This window comes from Heterorhizobium halophytocola, assembly GCF_017873095.1.
GTDB classification, from domain to species: Bacteria; Pseudomonadota; Alphaproteobacteria; order Rhizobiales; family Rhizobiaceae; genus Allorhizobium; species Allorhizobium halophytocola.
This window is the reverse complement of record NZ_JAGGJU010000001.1, coordinates 547,415-563,562: the sequence shown is the minus strand read 5'-3', so window position 1 is coordinate 563,562 and position 16,148 is coordinate 547,415. Positions and strand designations below refer to the sequence as shown.

The 16,148-nt window shown below is 63.8% G+C and carries 9 protein-coding genes; 6 read left to right on the top strand and 3 right to left on the bottom strand.

Annotated elements, in window-relative coordinates; translation table 11 throughout:
- Positions 1–49 precede the first annotated feature (49 nt).
- Positions 50–517, bottom strand: a complete 468-nt coding sequence (locus J2Z17_RS02660) for an Lrp/AsnC family transcriptional regulator (RefSeq protein ID WP_209941928.1) — start codon at positions 515–517, stop codon at positions 50–52.
- Positions 518–774: 257 nt separating this feature from the next.
- Here J2Z17_RS02660 and putA point away from each other — a divergent pair, with 257 nt between their 5' ends.
- The 6 genes from putA to J2Z17_RS02630 all read left to right on the top strand — a co-directional run bounded on the left by putA (position 775) and on the right by J2Z17_RS02630 (position 11,752).
- Positions 775–4,455 (top strand): trifunctional transcriptional regulator/proline dehydrogenase/L-glutamate gamma-semialdehyde dehydrogenase, encoded by a 3,681-nt coding sequence (gene putA / locus J2Z17_RS02655; RefSeq protein ID WP_377299955.1) that lies wholly within the window; start codon positions 775–777, stop codon positions 4,453–4,455.
- 1,050 nt (positions 4,456–5,505) lie between these two features.
- A complete protein-coding gene (locus tag J2Z17_RS02650) occupies positions 5,506–5,766 on the top strand; it encodes a DUF4212 domain-containing protein (protein ID WP_209941927.1) in 261 nt (86 codons plus the stop codon).
- Positions 5,767–5,776: 10 nt separating this feature from the next.
- A complete protein-coding gene (locus J2Z17_RS02645) occupies positions 5,777–7,543 on the top strand; it encodes a sodium:solute symporter family protein (protein WP_209941926.1) in 1,767 nt (588 codons plus the stop codon).
- A gap of 93 nt (positions 7,544–7,636) precedes the next feature.
- A complete protein-coding gene (locus J2Z17_RS02640; RefSeq protein WP_209941925.1) occupies positions 7,637–9,463 on the top strand; it encodes a DUF294 nucleotidyltransferase-like domain-containing protein in 1,827 nt (608 codons plus the stop codon).
- Between the two features lie 21 nt (positions 9,464–9,484).
- Positions 9,485–10,003 carry a hypothetical protein gene (locus J2Z17_RS02635; RefSeq protein ID WP_209941924.1) on the top strand — a complete coding sequence of 173 codons (519 nt, stop codon included), beginning with the start codon at positions 9,485–9,487 and terminating at the stop codon, positions 10,001–10,003.
- Positions 10,004–10,063: 60 nt separating this feature from the next.
- Positions 10,064–11,752, top strand: a complete 1,689-nt coding sequence (locus tag J2Z17_RS02630) for a 3'-5' exonuclease (RefSeq protein ID WP_209941923.1) — start codon at positions 10,064–10,066, stop codon at positions 11,750–11,752.
- Positions 11,753–11,762: 10 nt separating this feature from the next.
- Here J2Z17_RS02630 and scpA read toward each other — a convergent pair whose 3' ends face one another.
- The gene (gene scpA, locus J2Z17_RS02625; protein WP_209941921.1) at positions 11,763–13,904 is read right to left on the bottom strand and encodes a methylmalonyl-CoA mutase; all 2,142 of its coding nucleotides are present in this window, start codon (positions 13,902–13,904) and stop codon (positions 11,763–11,765) included.
- 184 nt (positions 13,905–14,088) lie between these two features.
- Positions 14,089–16,095 (bottom strand): acetyl-CoA carboxylase biotin carboxylase subunit, encoded by a 2,007-nt coding sequence (locus J2Z17_RS02620; protein WP_209941919.1) that lies wholly within the window; start codon positions 16,093–16,095, stop codon positions 14,089–14,091.
- Positions 16,096–16,148: the final 53 nt, after the last annotated feature.

Below are 16,148 nucleotides of genomic sequence, written 5' to 3'. Positions count from 1 at the left end.
AGGCGGCCGTGCGTGCCCGAAGGCCCGTGCGACCGCCTGAGCACTCGCCTCAGGCGAAGTTCTCCTTGATCGACTGCATCACCACATTGGTCGAGGTATTGGCCACATAGGGCAGGCTGGAGATCTTCTCGCCCAGCACGTGCCGATAGCGCCGGATATTCGTGGTTCTCACCTTCAGCAGATAGTCGAAACGGCCCGCGATCATGTGGCACTCCTCGATCTCGGGGATCTTCTTGACTGCCGCATCGAAGGCGCGCAGCGCCTCCTCGCGCGTATCCGACAGTTTCACCTCGGCGAAGGCGACGTGATCGAGGCCCAAGCGTTCCGGATTGACCACCGCCTTGAAGCCCTCGATGAAGCCGCTGTCGATCAGCCGCTTCAACCGGACTTGGCAGGGCGTCTTCGAAAGTCCGATCCGCGCCGCCAGATCGGTGATCGAGATGCGTCCGTCGTCGCGCAGGATCTCGATGATCTTTCTGTCGAAGGCGTCTATTTCACTGACGGAGGGGGGTGACATAGGCGGTTTCTCTTCCTGGAGTCCAAACAAAGGTATTAAAGTCTTTCTACGGGCGAAAACAAGTCCATCCCGACCTCAAGAGTTGCGCTAGATTGCCGGGCGATTGTGTCGGGCGGCGCAAAGCGCAACAATGGCCCCGACCGGCAACGTTGAAGCAAAGGGGCCAAGAGCTCCGGCCGCAGGATAGGTTCGTGCCACCCGCGGCTTCGAAGTGTGAAGGTGCCATGATGACCGCGAATGCCCTTTCGAATGCCCCCATTACCGATCCTTCGACCTCCGATGGCGCGCCGTTTGCCCGCTTCACCTCGACACCGCATGAGCGCACCAGCCTGCGCGCGGCGATCACCGCGGCCTATCGCCGTCCGGAAGAGGCATGCATCGCGCCGCTTCTGACTGCCGCCACCCTTTCCGAAAGCACGCGCCAGTCCATTGCCGATACCGGCAGAAAGCTGATCAAGGCCCTGCGCCGCAAGCCCAAGGGGTCGCCGGTCGAAGGGCTCGTGCATGAATATGCGCTGTCCAGCCAGGAGGGGGTGGCGCTGATGTGTCTCGCCGAGGCGTTGCTGCGCATTCCCGACACCGCGACGCGCGACGCGCTGATCCGCGACAAGATTTCCGAGGGCGACTGGAAATCGCATCTGGGTGGCGGCCGCTCGCTTTTCGTCAATGCCGCGACCTGGGGGCTCGTCGTCACCGGTCGGCTGACCTCGACCGTCAACGACCGCAGCCTCTCGGCCGCGCTCACCCGCCTGATCGCCCGCTGCGGCGAACCGGTCATCCGGCGCGGCGTCGACATGGCGATGCGGATGATGGGCGAGCAGTTCGTCACCGGCGAGACCATTGCCGAGGCGCTGAAGCGCGCCAAGGAGATGGAGGCGATCGGCTTTCGCTATTCCTACGACATGCTCGGCGAGGCCGCGACCACGGCGGCCGATGCGGCACGCTACTACCGCGACTACGAGAACGCCATCCATGCGATCGGCAAGGCCGCGGCCGGCCGCGGCATCTATGAGGGGCCGGGCATCTCGATCAAGCTCTCGGCCCTGCACCCGCGCTATGTCCGCTCGCAGGTCGAGCGGGTCATGGCGGAACTCCTGCCGCGGGTGAAGTCCCTGGCGCTGCTCGCCAAGGGGTACGACATCGGCCTCAATATCGATGCCGAAGAGCAGGATCGGCTGGAGCTGTCGCTCGACTTGCTGGAGGAACTGAGCCTCGACCCGGATCTCGCCGGCTGGAACGGCCTCGGTTTCGTCGTCCAGGCTTATGGTCGGCGCTGCCCCTTCGTGCTCGACTATATCATCGATCTCGCCCGCCGCTCGCACCGCCGCATCATGGTGCGGCTGGTCAAGGGCGCCTACTGGGATGCCGAGATCAAGCGCGCCCAGGTCGATGGTCTCGAAGACTTTCCGGTCTTCACCCGCAAGGTCCATACCGACCTTTCCTACATTGCCTGTGCCCGCAAGTTGCTTAATGCGCGCGATGCGGTTTTCCCGCAATTCGCCTCGCACAATGCCCAGACGCTGTCGACGATCTACCATCTCGCCGGAGCGGATTTCTCCGTCGGCGACTACGAGTTCCAGTGCCTGCACGGCATGGGCGAGCCGCTCTATTCCGAGGTGGTCGGCAAGGGCAAGCTCGACCGACCCTGCCGCATCTATGCGCCGGTCGGCACCCATGAGACGCTGCTGGCCTATCTCGTCCGCCGCCTGCTGGAAAACGGCGCCAATTCCTCCTTCGTCAACCGCATCGGTGACCCGAAGGTGTCGATCGAAGCGCTGATCACCGACCCTGCCGACGATGTGGCGGCGATGCCGGTGCCGGGCGCGCAGCACGAGCTGATCCTCTCCCCGGCCAGCCTCTACGGCGCCGGCCGGCGAAATTCCAAGGGGCTGGACGTCTCGAATGACGACGTGCTCGGCACTTTGCAGGAGGCGCTGCAGGCGAGCGCGGCAAAGGCGTGGACAGCCGTGCCGCAGTTGGCAGACGGCGCGGCCGAAGGCGCTGCACGACCGGTGCGCAATCCCGCCGATCATGCCGACATCGTCGGCGAAGTCCAAGAGCCCGATGCCGCGACGGCGTTGAACGCGGTCACGCTTGCCGTTGACGCTGCAGCCGAATGGGCCGGGACGCGGCCGGCTGAGCGGGCCGAGGCCCTCGACCGGGCGGCGGATGCCTTCGAGGCGCGGATGCCGATGCTGCTCGGCCTGATCATGCGGGAAGCCGGAAAGTCCTTGCCGAATGCCATCGCCGAGGTGCGCGAGGCCGTCGACTTCCTGCGCTATTACGCGGAACAGGCGCGCCGTACGCTGGGTGCTGCCCATGCGCCGCTCGGGCCGATCGTCTGCATCAGCCCTTGGAACTTCCCGCTCGCTATCTTCACGGGCCAGATTGCCGCTGCCCTGGTTGCCGGTAACCCGGTGCTTGCCAAGCCTGCCGAAGAGACGCCGCTGATCGCGGCTGAGGCTGTGCGCCTGCTGCACGAGGCGGGCGTTCCGCAAAGCGCTCTGCAGTTTTTGCCCGGCGATGGCGCTGTCGGCGCGGCGCTCACCGGTGCGGAAGGGATCTGCGGCGTGATGTTCACAGGTTCCACCGAGGTGGCGCGGCTGATCCAGAAAAGCCTCGCCGGCCGTACGCTCGCCAATGGCCGCCCCATTCCGCTGATCGCCGAAACCGGCGGGCAGAACGCGATGATCGTCGACAGCTCGGCGCTCGCCGAACAGGTAGTCGCCGATGTCATCGCCTCCGCCTTCGACAGTGCCGGTCAGCGCTGCTCGGCGCTGCGTGTGCTCTGCCTGCAGGACGAGGTCGCCGATCGCACGCTCACCATGCTGAAGGGCGCCCTGCACGAACTGACCATCGGTCGGACCGATGCGCTGCGCGTCGATACCGGCCCGGTGATCACCGCCGAAGCGCGTGACAATATCGAACGTCATATCGAAGCCATGCGGACGGCCGGTCTGAAGGTCGAGCAGATCGCGCTGCCCGAAGCGGCCGCGCGCGGCACCTTTGTTGCTCCGACGATCATCGAGCTGAATTCCATGGCCGACCTGAAGCAGGAAGTCTTCGGCCCCGTGCTGCATGTGGTCCGCTATCGCCGCAAGGATCTCGACCGGTTGATCGGCGACATCAACGCGACCGGCTATGGACTGACTTTCGGCATTCACACGCGCCTCGACGAGACCATCGCTCACGTGACCAGCCGCGTGCATGCCGGCAATATCTACGTCAACCGCAACATCATCGGGGCTATCGTCGGCGTCCAACCCTTCGGCGGTCACGGTCTGTCGGGGACCGGACCCAAGGCAGGCGGTCCGCTCTATATCGGTCGCCTGGTCGAAACACCGCCGGTGCCGCCGAGCTTTGCTTCGATCACCACCGACCCTGCATTGATCGAGTTTGCCACCTGGCTGGACGGCAAGGGGGAGGCGGACAAGGCAGAGGCCGCGCGCCGTCTCGGCGAAACCTGCCCGCTCGGCCTCACCCTGACGCTGCCCGGCCCGGTCGGCGAGAGCAATGTCTATCACCTGCGCCCTCGCGGCACGATTGTCCTGTATCCCGAAAGCGCTGATGGTCTCACAGCCCAGATCGCGGCGGTGCTGGCAACAGGAAACCGGGGCGTCGTCGCGGACGGGGAGGCGGCACGCGGCCTTCTGCCTGACCTGCCTCCGGCGGTGGCCGCGCGGATCCGGTTCGGCTCCGACTGGCAGGCCCATGGCCCCCATGCCGGCGTGCTGATCGAGGGCGATGCGGAGCGTGTCAAAAAAATACAAAAAATAATTTGCGCGCTGTCCGGCCCGCTGTTGCCGGGGCAGGCGCGCAGTACAACTGAACTTGCCGGTGGAGGCGGATACGACCTTCCCCTGCTCCTCGAGGAAGTCTCGATATCCACCAATACGACGGCTGCCGGCGGGAATGCGAGCCTGATGGCCATCGGTTGAGTGCCGCGCGACGTCCATCGGCAGGCGCCTCATGCGTGTATCATTTTGGTTCACTCGCGCGTGAACGATGGACGCTAACCGCTTTTGCGATTAGCGAAATTTTCAGTTTTTAGCCGTAACTCTCAATTGTCTCGCGCGAGACGATGCGGATGTTTCGCATGCTGACGATTGAAAGAGGATGACAGCACATGATGTGCGCGGAAGTGCCGCTCCCGCATTCGGGAGCGACCGGCATGGGGGGACGCTTGCATGCTGCTGACCACATGCATATCGGTTCGGTGAAGGGCCCTGGTGTGGCGCCTAAAACACTCTTTTCCGGTTTTTCTGTTTTCCCGAGTTCCTGTCGGATTGTCGGCATTCCGCCGGCGATCGCGCGCAATCGTCGTCTTGCCGTGGAGCGCGGCGCGTTTGAGAAGACGCGCAGGACACGCTCCGGCCCTCTGTGTCGACTACGCATCATGCTTCCCGAAAACGATACCGATTCTCGGGCCGATGCTGTAGCAAGAGGATTGCGGAAACGCGTAAGGTACTACCTAATTCAGATCGATCCTCTCTGAGGATCGTCACAGTGTCGTGTCTGCCGTCTCAGTCCCCATGCCAGACGGTGGGTTTAAGCACGATGCTGTGGGAGGAGCGCGTCAGCCCCCCGTCGCGCTCCTCCACCCCATTACAGTTCTCTCCATTGCCTGAGTGCCCGTCCCGCCGTCTCCGAACCGCGGGACGCCTGGCGACGCTCCCGTCCAGCCTGGAATGAGGTCGGACGCGGTTCATCTTGTCGGTTTCTCATAAATACTCTATCGCTCAGGCCTAATTTGTGCGTCGCACAAATAAAGCTGTCGATTCCACAGGCTGCCATCAGACTATCCATGCCGTCAAGACTTGTTCGTATTAGACCAAGGCAAGGGTATTCTCTGCCGGATTACTTCACTAGAAGGGAAGCTCCAGTATCTCTGCCCGCCCTGTCGTAACCGGGCGGGCGGAGCATAGGTGGAAGGGGAGACGGTCCCTCAAGCAAGAGGGGCCGGTTTTGGAGGAAAGAGGGAGTTGCACATGGCGGACCGCACATCGTCCAATGCCTATTGGGCTGCCAACAAGCGTATCATTTTCATCTCGCTGATCATCTGGGCCATCGTGTCCTATGGTTTCGGCATCATCTTGAGGCCAATGCTATCCGGCATTTCGTTCGGGGGCACCGATCTGGGATTCTGGTTCGCACAACAGGGGTCGATCCTCGTGTTCATCGCGCTGATCTTCTTCTACGCGAGCTACATGAACCGGCTCGACCGCGAATACGGCGTGGATGAGGAGTGAGGGGGCAGACATGGATCAGTATACACTCAACCTGCTGGTAATCGGGCTCTCGTTCGCGCTCTATATCGGCATTGCGATCTGGAGCCGGGCGGGCTCGACAGCGGAATTCTACGCAGCCAACCGCGGCGTGCACCCCGTTCTTAACGGCATGGCAACCGCCGCCGACTGGATGTCGGCGGCCTCCTTCATTTCGATGGCCGGCCTGATTGCCGCCGTCGGCTACGGCAATTCGACCTATCTGATGGGCTGGACCGGCGGCTATGTGCTGTTGGCCCTGTTGCTGGCCCCCTATCTGCGCAAGTTCGGCAAGTTTACCGTGCCGCAATTCATCGGCGACCGGTTCTACAGCCAGACGGCGCGGCTTGTGGCCGTGATTTGCCTGATCGTGATTTCCGTCACCTATGTCATCGGCCAGATGACCGGGGCGGGCGTTGCCTTCTCGCGCTTCCTCGAGGTTGAATCCTCGACCGGCCTGTGGATCGCAGCGGCGGTGGTCTTCGCCTATGCGGTACTCGGCGGCATGAAGGGCATCACCTATACCCAGGTCGCCCAGTATGTCGTGCTGATCATCGCCTACACGATCCCGGCGATCTTCATCTCGATGCAGCTGACGGGCAATCCGTTGCCGCCGCTCGGGCTGTTCTCCACCCATGAGGGGTCGGGCCTGCCGCTGCTGACGAAGCTCGATCAGGTGGTCACCGAACTCGGCTTCAGCCAGTATACCGGCCAGCAGTCGATCCTCAACATGACGCTGTTCACCCTGTCGCTGATGATCGGCACGGCGGGTCTGCCGCATGTCATCATCCGCTTCTTCACCGTGCCCCGGGTATCCGACGCACGCTGGTCGGCGGGCTGGGCGCTGGTGTTCATCGCCCTTCTATACCTGACGGCTCCTGCCGTCGGTGCAATGGCGCGGCTCAACATCATCAACACCATCTTCCCCGGCGGCCCCGAGCAGCCGGCGGTCGAATATTCGCAGCGTCCCGACTGGATGAAGAACTGGGAAGTCACCGGCCTTCTAAAGTTCGAGGACAAGAACGGCGACGGCCGGATCGAGTACTACAACGACAAGAATCCGGCTTTCGCGGATCAGGCCACCCAGCGTGGATGGAGCGGCAACGAGCTCGAGATCAACAACGACATCCTGGTTCTGGCGAATCCGGAAATCGCGCAGCTCCCGGGCTGGGTCATCGCGCTCATCGCAGCCGGTGGTCTTGCGGCTGCCCTGTCCACCGCGGCCGGTCTGCTGCTGGCGATCTCCTCCTCGATCAGTCACGACCTGATCAAGGATTGGCTGGTTCCAGGCATCTCGGAAAAGAACGAGCTGCTCACCGCCCGTGTTGCCATGGCCGGTGCCATTCTGGTGGCGACCCTTCTGGGGCTCAACCCGCCGGGCTTTGCCGCCCAGACGGTGGCGCTCGCCTTCGGTCTGGCGGCTGCGACCATCTTCCCGGCGCTGATGATGGGTATCTTCTCCAAGCGGATCAATTCGTTGGGAGCGACGCTCGGCATGATCACCGGCCTGGTGGTGACCTGCCTCTATCTGTTCATGTATCTGGGCTGGTTCTTCATCAAGGGCACCAACATGCTGGAGCCGCTGCCGGAGAACTACCTGTTCGGCATCCCGCCGACGGCCTTCGGTCCGATCGGCGCGATCCTCAACTTCGCGGTCGCCTATTTCGTCTCCATGGCGACGGAAGAGCCACCGGAAGCGGTGCAGGAACTGGTGGAATCGATCCGCGTGCCGCGTGGTGCCGGCTCGGCGACCAGCCACTGAGCGCTGAAAACTCGAAGGGGCGGCCTTGTGGCGCCGCCCCTTTTCGCCTGTCCCTTGATACCGTGCCCGTGGCGGTGATCGCATGAGGGGAGCATGACCCAATCCCAGGCCGACATCGTCCGCTTTCTTGAGACGGTGCATCCCTATGACAGCCTTCCGCCGGACGCGCTGGCGCATGCCGCGACATGTTTCGAACCGAAGCAGGTCGACGCAGGCGGCGACGTCTACCGCCTTGGCGAACCGCTCGAAGGCCTGTTCCTGATCATGGAAGGCTCCGTCGAAGTGCGGGATGCCGTCGGCGGCCTGATTTCGCAGCTGTCCCCGCGAAATTCGCTCGGAGAGCGGGGGCTCCTGCGCGACGGATTGGCGGCGACCCATGCCAGGGCCCTGTCCGACTGCCGTCTGCTGGTGCTGCCGACGCCCGAATTCCAGCGGTTGATGGACGAGCAACCGGTCTATCGTCGCTTTTTCACCCGGGGGCATACCTCCGACACGCGACGGTCCGACATGGCAAGCCACAAGGTGGGCGACCTGATGTCGCGTCCGCCGGTGGTGATTGCCCCCGATGAAAGCGTCTGCGTCGCGGCTCGGCTGATGCGCGACCGCCATGTCTCGAGTCTCGGCGTGGTCGAGGATGACCGCTTCATCGGCATCCTGACGACAGGGGACCTGACCGCCCGCGTGCTGGCGGAGGCGCGTGTTGCGCGCGAAACGACCGTGCGTGCGGTGATGACGCCCGACCCCACCGCGCTTGTTCCGGAGGCGCTCGGATCCGACGTCCTGCATCTGATGCTTGAGCGCCAAATCGGTCATCTCCCGGTCGTCGAGGCGGGCAGGCTCGTCGGCATGGTGACGCAGACCGATCTCACCCGCTTCCAGGCCATGTCGTCGGCCGTGCTGGTGCGGGACGTGGCAACGGCCGGCAATGCAGAAGCGCTCGCCATGGTGACCGCGCGCATTCCGCAATTGCTGGCCCAGCTGATCGGCGCCAACCATCCGCACCAGGTGGTGACCCGGCTGATCACCGACATTGCCGATGCCGTCACCCGCCGCCTCGTGGTTTTGGGCGAGGAGACGTTCGGGCCGCCGCCCGTGCCCTATGCCTGGCTTGCCTGCGGCAGCCAGGGCCGGCAGGAACAGACCGGCGTGTCCGACCAGGACAATTGCATCGTCATCGACGATCGCATGCAGCCGGACGACATCAGCTGGTATGCCAGGCTTGCCCGTTTCGTCAGCGACGGTCTCGATGCCTGCGGCTATGTCTACTGCCCCGGCGACATGATGGCGACCAATCCGCGCTGGTGCCAGCCGCTGTCCGTCTGGCGCCGCTATTTCGAAGGCTGGATCCGCCAGCCCGATCCGATGGCGCAGATGCTGGCAAGCGTGATGTTCGATCTGCGCCCGATCGCGGGTGACGAGGCGCTGTTTCGCGGCCTGCAGGCCCGCACGCTGGAAGAGGCCGGGCAGAACTCGATCTTCGTCGCCCACATGATTTCCAATTCGCTGAAGCATGCGCCGCCGCTGGGCCTGCTGCGCGGTTTCGCCACGATCCGCAGCGGCGAGCATCGCAACCAGATCGACATGAAGCATAATGGTGTGGTGCCCGTCGTCGACCTCGGTCGGGTCTATGCGCTGCGGGGCGGTCTGGTGCCGGTCAATACACGCCAGAGGCTGCAGGCGGCGAGGGATGCCGGGGTAATCTCAGGCGCCGGCGCACAGGACCTGATCGCAGCCTATGATCTGGTGGCCGAGATGCGGATTCGCAATCAGGCGCGGCAGATCCGGGCCGGGGAGCCACCGGGCAATTTCCTTGCCCCTTACGATTTCGGCGACTTCGAACGCTCGCATCTGCGCGATGCCTTCGTCGTCATCCGCACGATGCAATCGGCGCTCGGCCATGGTCGCAGCGCCCCGATTTGACAGGATTTCAAGGACGACACCATGCTGTTTGAGTTGATTGCCGCCATCGTTTCCGGTGTTGCCCTTGCGGGCGTGGCCATGGCGTTGAGATGGCTAAGCCGGGGGCTCTTGCCAAAATGGATCGTGCCGACGGCGGCGGGGCTCGGCATGCTCGCCTATGCGGTCTGGAGCGAATACAGCTGGTACGACCGCATGACGACCGGTCGGCCCGACAGCGTGGTCATTGCCTGGAAGCATGAGGCGAAGGCGCCCTGGCGTCCCTGGAGCTATCTTTATCCGGTGGTCGACCGGTTTGTCGCCGTGGATAACAGAACGGCGCAGCGCAATCCGGATTTCCCGGATCAGGTGATTGTCAATCTGGCGCTGGCCGCACGCTGGCAACTGACGGCGCAGGTGAAGGTCGCCTTCGACTGCGCCCGGCATCGCCGGGCCGATCTGTTCGGCAGGGCGGGCGGCATCGGGGAGAATGGCGAGATTGCCGGCGCCGCCTGGCAGGACCTTGCCGCCGACGATCCGGTGCTGAGGGCCGCCTGTCGCTGACACCGGCATATCGAGATGCAAGGACTGTGAATTACAATCTGCAAACCAGGGAGACCAAGAGTGGCAGAGGGGCTTTACCGGCGATTGGGCGTGCGGGGCCGGATCTTCCTGTTCTTCGCCGCATTGGTGCTCGGCGTTATACTGTCGCATGGTGTCGGCCTGTGGTTCGGCCTGCATCACACGGGCGAGCCTGATGTCTTCTCCTCGCTGCTGCGCGCCAGCATCGTCGCGGGCTTTCTTGTCATCGGATTGATCGCCTGGGTCTGGTTTCTGTTCGACCTCAATATCGCCATTCCCATGCAGCGGCTGGCCGGCGCCATGTTTGCTAGAAGCCACGCCCATGTCGAAGACGAACTCGACGATGAACACGCCCGCTTTCTCGGCGATCTGGGTACGGCGGCTTCGGCTGCCACGTCCTCGCTATCCAAGGCGCGTGGCGCACTGACCGAGGCGGTCGCGCGCGAAACGGCGCGGCTCTCCGCCGACAAGGCGCGTCTGGAAGAATTGTTGTCCGATGTGCCGCCGGGCGTGCTGCTCTGTACCGGCGGTCACCGCGTCGCGTTCTACAATAGCGGCGCCAGTCAGTTGCTCGGAGATGACCACACGGCGCTCGGTCTCGACAAGCCGGTTTTCGACTATCTCGACGAGCACCCGCTACGCCAGGCTCATGCACGGCTGCTAGACGCGGAGGCCGACGACATTGCCATACAGCTGACCTGCGATACCATCCGCGGGCAGAGACGGCTTGCCGTGCGCATGCGGCTTGCCGGCGACAGTGCCGAGGATCCCGGCGCCTATGTCATGACCTTGCGCGATGTCACGGCTGAACTCACGACGAATGCCAGCCGGGACAGGTTGCTCGCAGAGGTGTTTGACCGGCTGCTGCCCGCGATCGACCATCTGCACCGAACAGTGTCGGGCATCGCGCGGGAAACCTCCCCAACCACCGCCGATGACATCGTTCGGCTGCAGCGCGAATTGCATGATCTCCACGATAGCTACCAGGGCTGTCGGGCGGAGCCGCCAGTTGCACCGGCGGTGCCGCAGGCCGCCAGGCGCTTACCGGCGGAGCGTCATGTCGTCTATGATTTCGAACTGCTGCGCCGGCTGTCCTACGAGCGGATCAGCGACGCCCGTCTGGATGATCTGACCTATGTCGTGTTCGACACCGAGACCACGGGACTGTTGCCGGAAAAGGGCGATGCGATCGTGCAGCTGGCAGCCGTCCGCATCGTCAACGGTCGGCGCATCGAGGCGGAAGTGTTCGACACGCTGGTGGATCCACAACGACCGATCCCCGCGGCCTCGACCGCCGTGCATGGCATAACGGACGCCATGGTCGCCGATGCGCCAGACATTGCCGAGGCGACGGCGCGTTTCCATCGTTTCTCCAAGGGCGCCGTGCTTGTTGCCCACAATGCGCCCTTCGACATGGAATTCTTGCGCCGTGCCGAGCGTCAGGCGGGTGTCCGGTTCGACAACCCGATCCTCGACACGGTCCTGTTGTCGGCCGTCGTCTTCGGCCAGAGCGAGGCCCACAGCCTGGATGCGCTGGCGGAACGGCTGGGAGTTGAGATCCCGCCCGAGGCCCGCCACACCGCGATCGGCGATACGATGGCGACGGCGGATGTCTTCCTGAAACTCAAATCGATGCTGCAGGCACGCGGTGACATGCGCTTCGGCGAAGTGCTGAGCGAAGTCCGCCGGCACGGCCGCCTGCTGCGCGACCTGAACCCCCAAGAGCCTTAAAGTCGCAAGGTCAGCTGTTGCGCAGCCTGCCTTCCACGAGGTCGAGCACCGAGCGGGCGGCATCCATGACGTTCGTGCCGGGACCGAAGACCGCCGAGACACCGCTTTCCAGCAGGAAGTCATAGTCCTGCCGCGGCACCACGCCGCCGACGACGACGATGATATCCTCTGCCCCCTTGGCTTTCAGCGCCTCGACCAGTTGCGGGGCAAGCGTCCGGTGGCCGGCGGCCAGCGACGACATGCCAACGACCGTCACCTTTTCCGCAACCGCCAGGTCGGCGGCTTCCTGCGGCGTCTGGAACAGAGGTCCTGCCACCACATCGAAGCCGATATCGCCAAAGGCGGACGCGATCACCTTGGCGCCGCGATCATGGCCGTCCTGCCCGAGCTTTGCGACCAGCACGCGGGGCGCGCTGCCATTGGCTTTGGAATAGGTCGCCAGCCGGTCCGTGAGGATGCCGAGTTCCGGGTCGCCCTCATAGGCCTTGCCATAGATGTCGTGCACGACCTCCGGCGTGGCCGCGTAGGAGCCGAAGGCTTCGCGCATTGCATCGGAAATCTCGCCGACCGTGGCGCGGGCGCGGGCCGCCTCGACGGCAGCTTCGAGGATGTTGCCCTTGCCGTCGGCGGCGATCCCGGTCAGCGCCTTCAGGGCAACCTCGACAGCCTTTGGGTCGCGCTGGCGCCTTGTCTGTTCAAGCCGCTTGATCTGTGACGCGCGCACGGCCGAATTGTCGATCTGCAGGATATCGAGCGGATCTTCCTCGTCGCGGCGAAACCTGTTGACGCCGACGATCACCTCCTCGCCGCGGTCGATGGCGGCCTGCTTGCGGGTGGCGGCTTCCTCGATCAGGCGCTTGGGCAAGCCATCGGCTACCGCCTTGGTCATGCCGCCGAGGCTTTCGACCTCCTCGATCAGGGCCCAGGCCTTCTCGGCCAGTTCGCTTGTCAGGCTCTCGACGTAATAGGAGCCGGCCAGCGGATCGACGACCTTGGTGACGCCGGTCTCGTGCTGCAGGATCAACTGGGTGTTGCGGGCAATGCGGGCGGAAAACTCCGTCGGCAGCGCGATCGCCTCATCGAAGGAGTTGGTGTGCAGCGACTGGGTGCCGCCAAGGGCTGCCGACATCGCCTCGAAGGCAGTGCGCACTACGTTGTTGTACGGATCCTGCTCGGCAAGCGACACGCCGGACGTCTGGCAATGGGTCCGGAGCATCGAGCTTGACGGCTTCTGCGGATGGAATTCCGCCATGATCTTCGACCACAGCAGGCGGGCCGCCCGGAGCTTGGCCGCCTCCATGAAGAAGTTCATGCCGATGGCGAAGAAGAAGGAGAGGCGCCCGGCAAAGGCATCGACGTCGAGCCCCTTGGCAATCGCGGCGCGCACATATTCGCGGCCGTCCGCCAGCGTGAAGGCGAGTTCCTGCACCAGCGTCGCGCCAGCCTCCTGCATGTGGTAGCCGGAGATCGAGATCGAGTTGAATTTCGGCATCTCCTTCGCCGTATATTCGATGATGTCGGCGACGATCCGCATCGAGGGTTCCGGCGGGTAGATATAGGTGTTGCGGACCATGAACTCCTTCAGGATGTCGTTCTGGATGGTCCCCGACAGCTGATCGCGCGAAATACCCTGTTCCTCGCCGGCCACGATGAAGCTTGCCAGGATCGGGATCACGGCGCCGTTCATCGTCATCGACACCGAGATGTCGCCGAGCGGGATGCCGTCGAAGAGAATCTTCATGTCCTCGACGCTGTCGATCGCCACGCCGGCCTTGCCGACATCGCCCTCGACGCGCGGATGGTCGCTGTCATAGCCGCGATGGGTGGCAAGGTCGAAGGCGACGGATACACCCTGCTGGCCGGCGGCGAGCGCCTTGCGATAGAAGGCATTGCTGTCTTCGGCGGTGGAAAACCCGGCATATTGGCGGATGGTCCAGGGGCGCCCGGCATACATGGTGGCTCGCGGGCCGCGGGTGAAAGGCGAAATGCCGGGCAGCGACCCGAGATGCCCGACGCCATCGAGATCGTCAGCGGTATAGATCGGCTTCACGTCGATACCCTCGGGCGTGTGCCAGGTGAGGTCGCCGAGGTCCTTGCCCTTCAGCTCCTTGCCGGCCAGTGCCTGCCACTCCTCGATGGTCTTGTCGGTCATGGACGCTGTCCTTTCCTGAAGGTTGCATGGATCGGCGGCGCGCCGAGACAGATGGGTTTGGCCGGTTCTCCGGTCGGATCGTCTTCTTCGGAGGGCAGGACCATCAGCGGCGCCTGCCGAAGCGGCTTTCCCGACATGTGCCGGGCGCCGCGTTCCAGCCGCGTTGCACTTCCTCCCCTGGTCCTCACCCCTCGAACTCCATGATCAGCTCGTCAACGGCAAGGCTCTGCCCGGGTTCGACGGCTACCGTCTTCACGATGCCGCGTTTTTCCGCCCTCAGGATGTTCTCCATCTTCATCGCCTCGACGGTCGCCAGCGGCTGGCCGGCCTCCACCTTGTCACCGGCCTTCACCGCAAGGCTGGTGATCACGCCCGGCATCGGGCAGAGCAGCATCTTTGACGTATCGGGCGACAGTTTTTCAGGCATCAGGGCGGCGAGCGCCGCGACCCGCGGGCTGCGGACATGGGCGGTCACATCCATGCCGCGCCAGCGCAGCCGGATCGCTGGCCCCTTCAGGTCGATCTTGATGCCCAGTGTCTCGCCGTCCACGAGGAACTGCGCGTGGCTGCGGCCCGGCGTCCAGTTCGTCACGACGGAAATCGGGTCGCCGTCATCGAGGTGAACGGTCGCGGACTGCGGGCCAGCCTCCAGGCTTGCAGTGAAACTGGCGCCTGCAAGCGTCACCACCCAGTCCTTGCCCACCCGTCGGGCGTGGTTGCCGATCGTGCCGGAGATCCGGGTCGCCCGTTCCTGCACGGTTGCGTTGATCACCGCGGCAATGGCCGCAAGCGTCCGCGCCTCCGGCTGCCCGGGCTCGACGCCCGAAAATCCGTCTTGGAATTCTTCCGCGATATAGGCGGTGGTCAGTCTGCCGGAGCGGAAGCGCTCCTGACGCATGACCGCCGAGAGAAAGGGCAGGTTGTGCCCTATGCCTTCGACCTCGAAATTGTCGAGCGCGGTACTCATCGCGTCGATCGCGATGGCGCGATCCAGGCCCCAACTGCACAGCTTCGCAATCATCGGATCGTAATACATCGAGATCTCGCCGCCCTCATAGACCCCTGTATCGTTGCGCAGCACGGTGCCGTCCGCCTGCTCGCCTTCCGCCGGAGGACGATAGCGGGTCAGCCTTCCGATCGATGGCAGGAAGTTGCGATAGGGGTCCTCGGCATAAAGTCGGCTTTCGATCGCCCAGCCGTTCAGCTTTACGTCGGCTTGAGCAAAGGACAGCTTTTCTCCGGCTGCGACCCTGATCATCTGTTCGACGAGGTCGAGACCGGTCACCAGCTCGGTCACCGGATGCTCCACCTGCAGGCGGGTATTCATCTCGAGGAAGTAGAAATTCCTGTTGCCATCGACGATGAATTCGACGGTGCCGGCGGAATGATAGCCGACCGCCTTCGACAGGGCGACGGCCTGTTCGCCCATGGCCTTGCGCGTCGCGGCGTCGAGGAAAGGCGAGGGCGCCTCCTCGATCACCTTCTGGTTGCGTCGCTGGATCGAGCATTCCCGCTCGCCGAGATAAAGGACGGTGCCATGCTTGTCGCCGAGCACCTGGATCTCGATATGGCGGGGTTCGGTGACGAATTTCTCGATGAAGATCCGGTCGTCGCCGAAGGAATTCTTCGCCTCGTTCTTCGACGACTGGAAGCCTTCGCGCGCTTCCTGCGGGTTCCAGGCAATGCGCATGCCCTTGCCGCCGCCACCGGCAGAGGCCTTGATCATCACCGGATAGCCGATCTCGTCGGAGATCTTCACCGCCTCGTCGGCATCGGCGATCAGACCCATATGGCCCGGAACGGTCGAAACGCCGGCCTCGGCCGCGAGTTTCTTCGAGGTGATCTTGTCGCCCATCGCCTCGATGGCATTGACGGGCGGGCCGATAAAGGTGATGCCGGCCTTGTCGAGCGCCTCGGCAAAGACCGGATTTTCCGAGAGGAAGCCATAGCCCGGATGCACCGCGTCGGCGCCGGTCTTTTGGATGGCGTCCAGGATCCTCTCTATGACGATATAGGACTGGTTCGACGGTGCGGGCCCGATATGCACGGCCTCGTCGGCCATCTTCACATGCAGCGCGTTGGCATCGGCGTCGGAATAGACCGCGACGGTGGCTATCCCCATCTTCTTCGCGGTCTTGATCACCCTGCAGGCGATTTCGCCCCTGTTGGCAATGAGGATTTTCTGGATCACTGACGTTCGCCTCCCGCGATCGGCATTTCGGTCATGGTCATGTCTATTTCGGC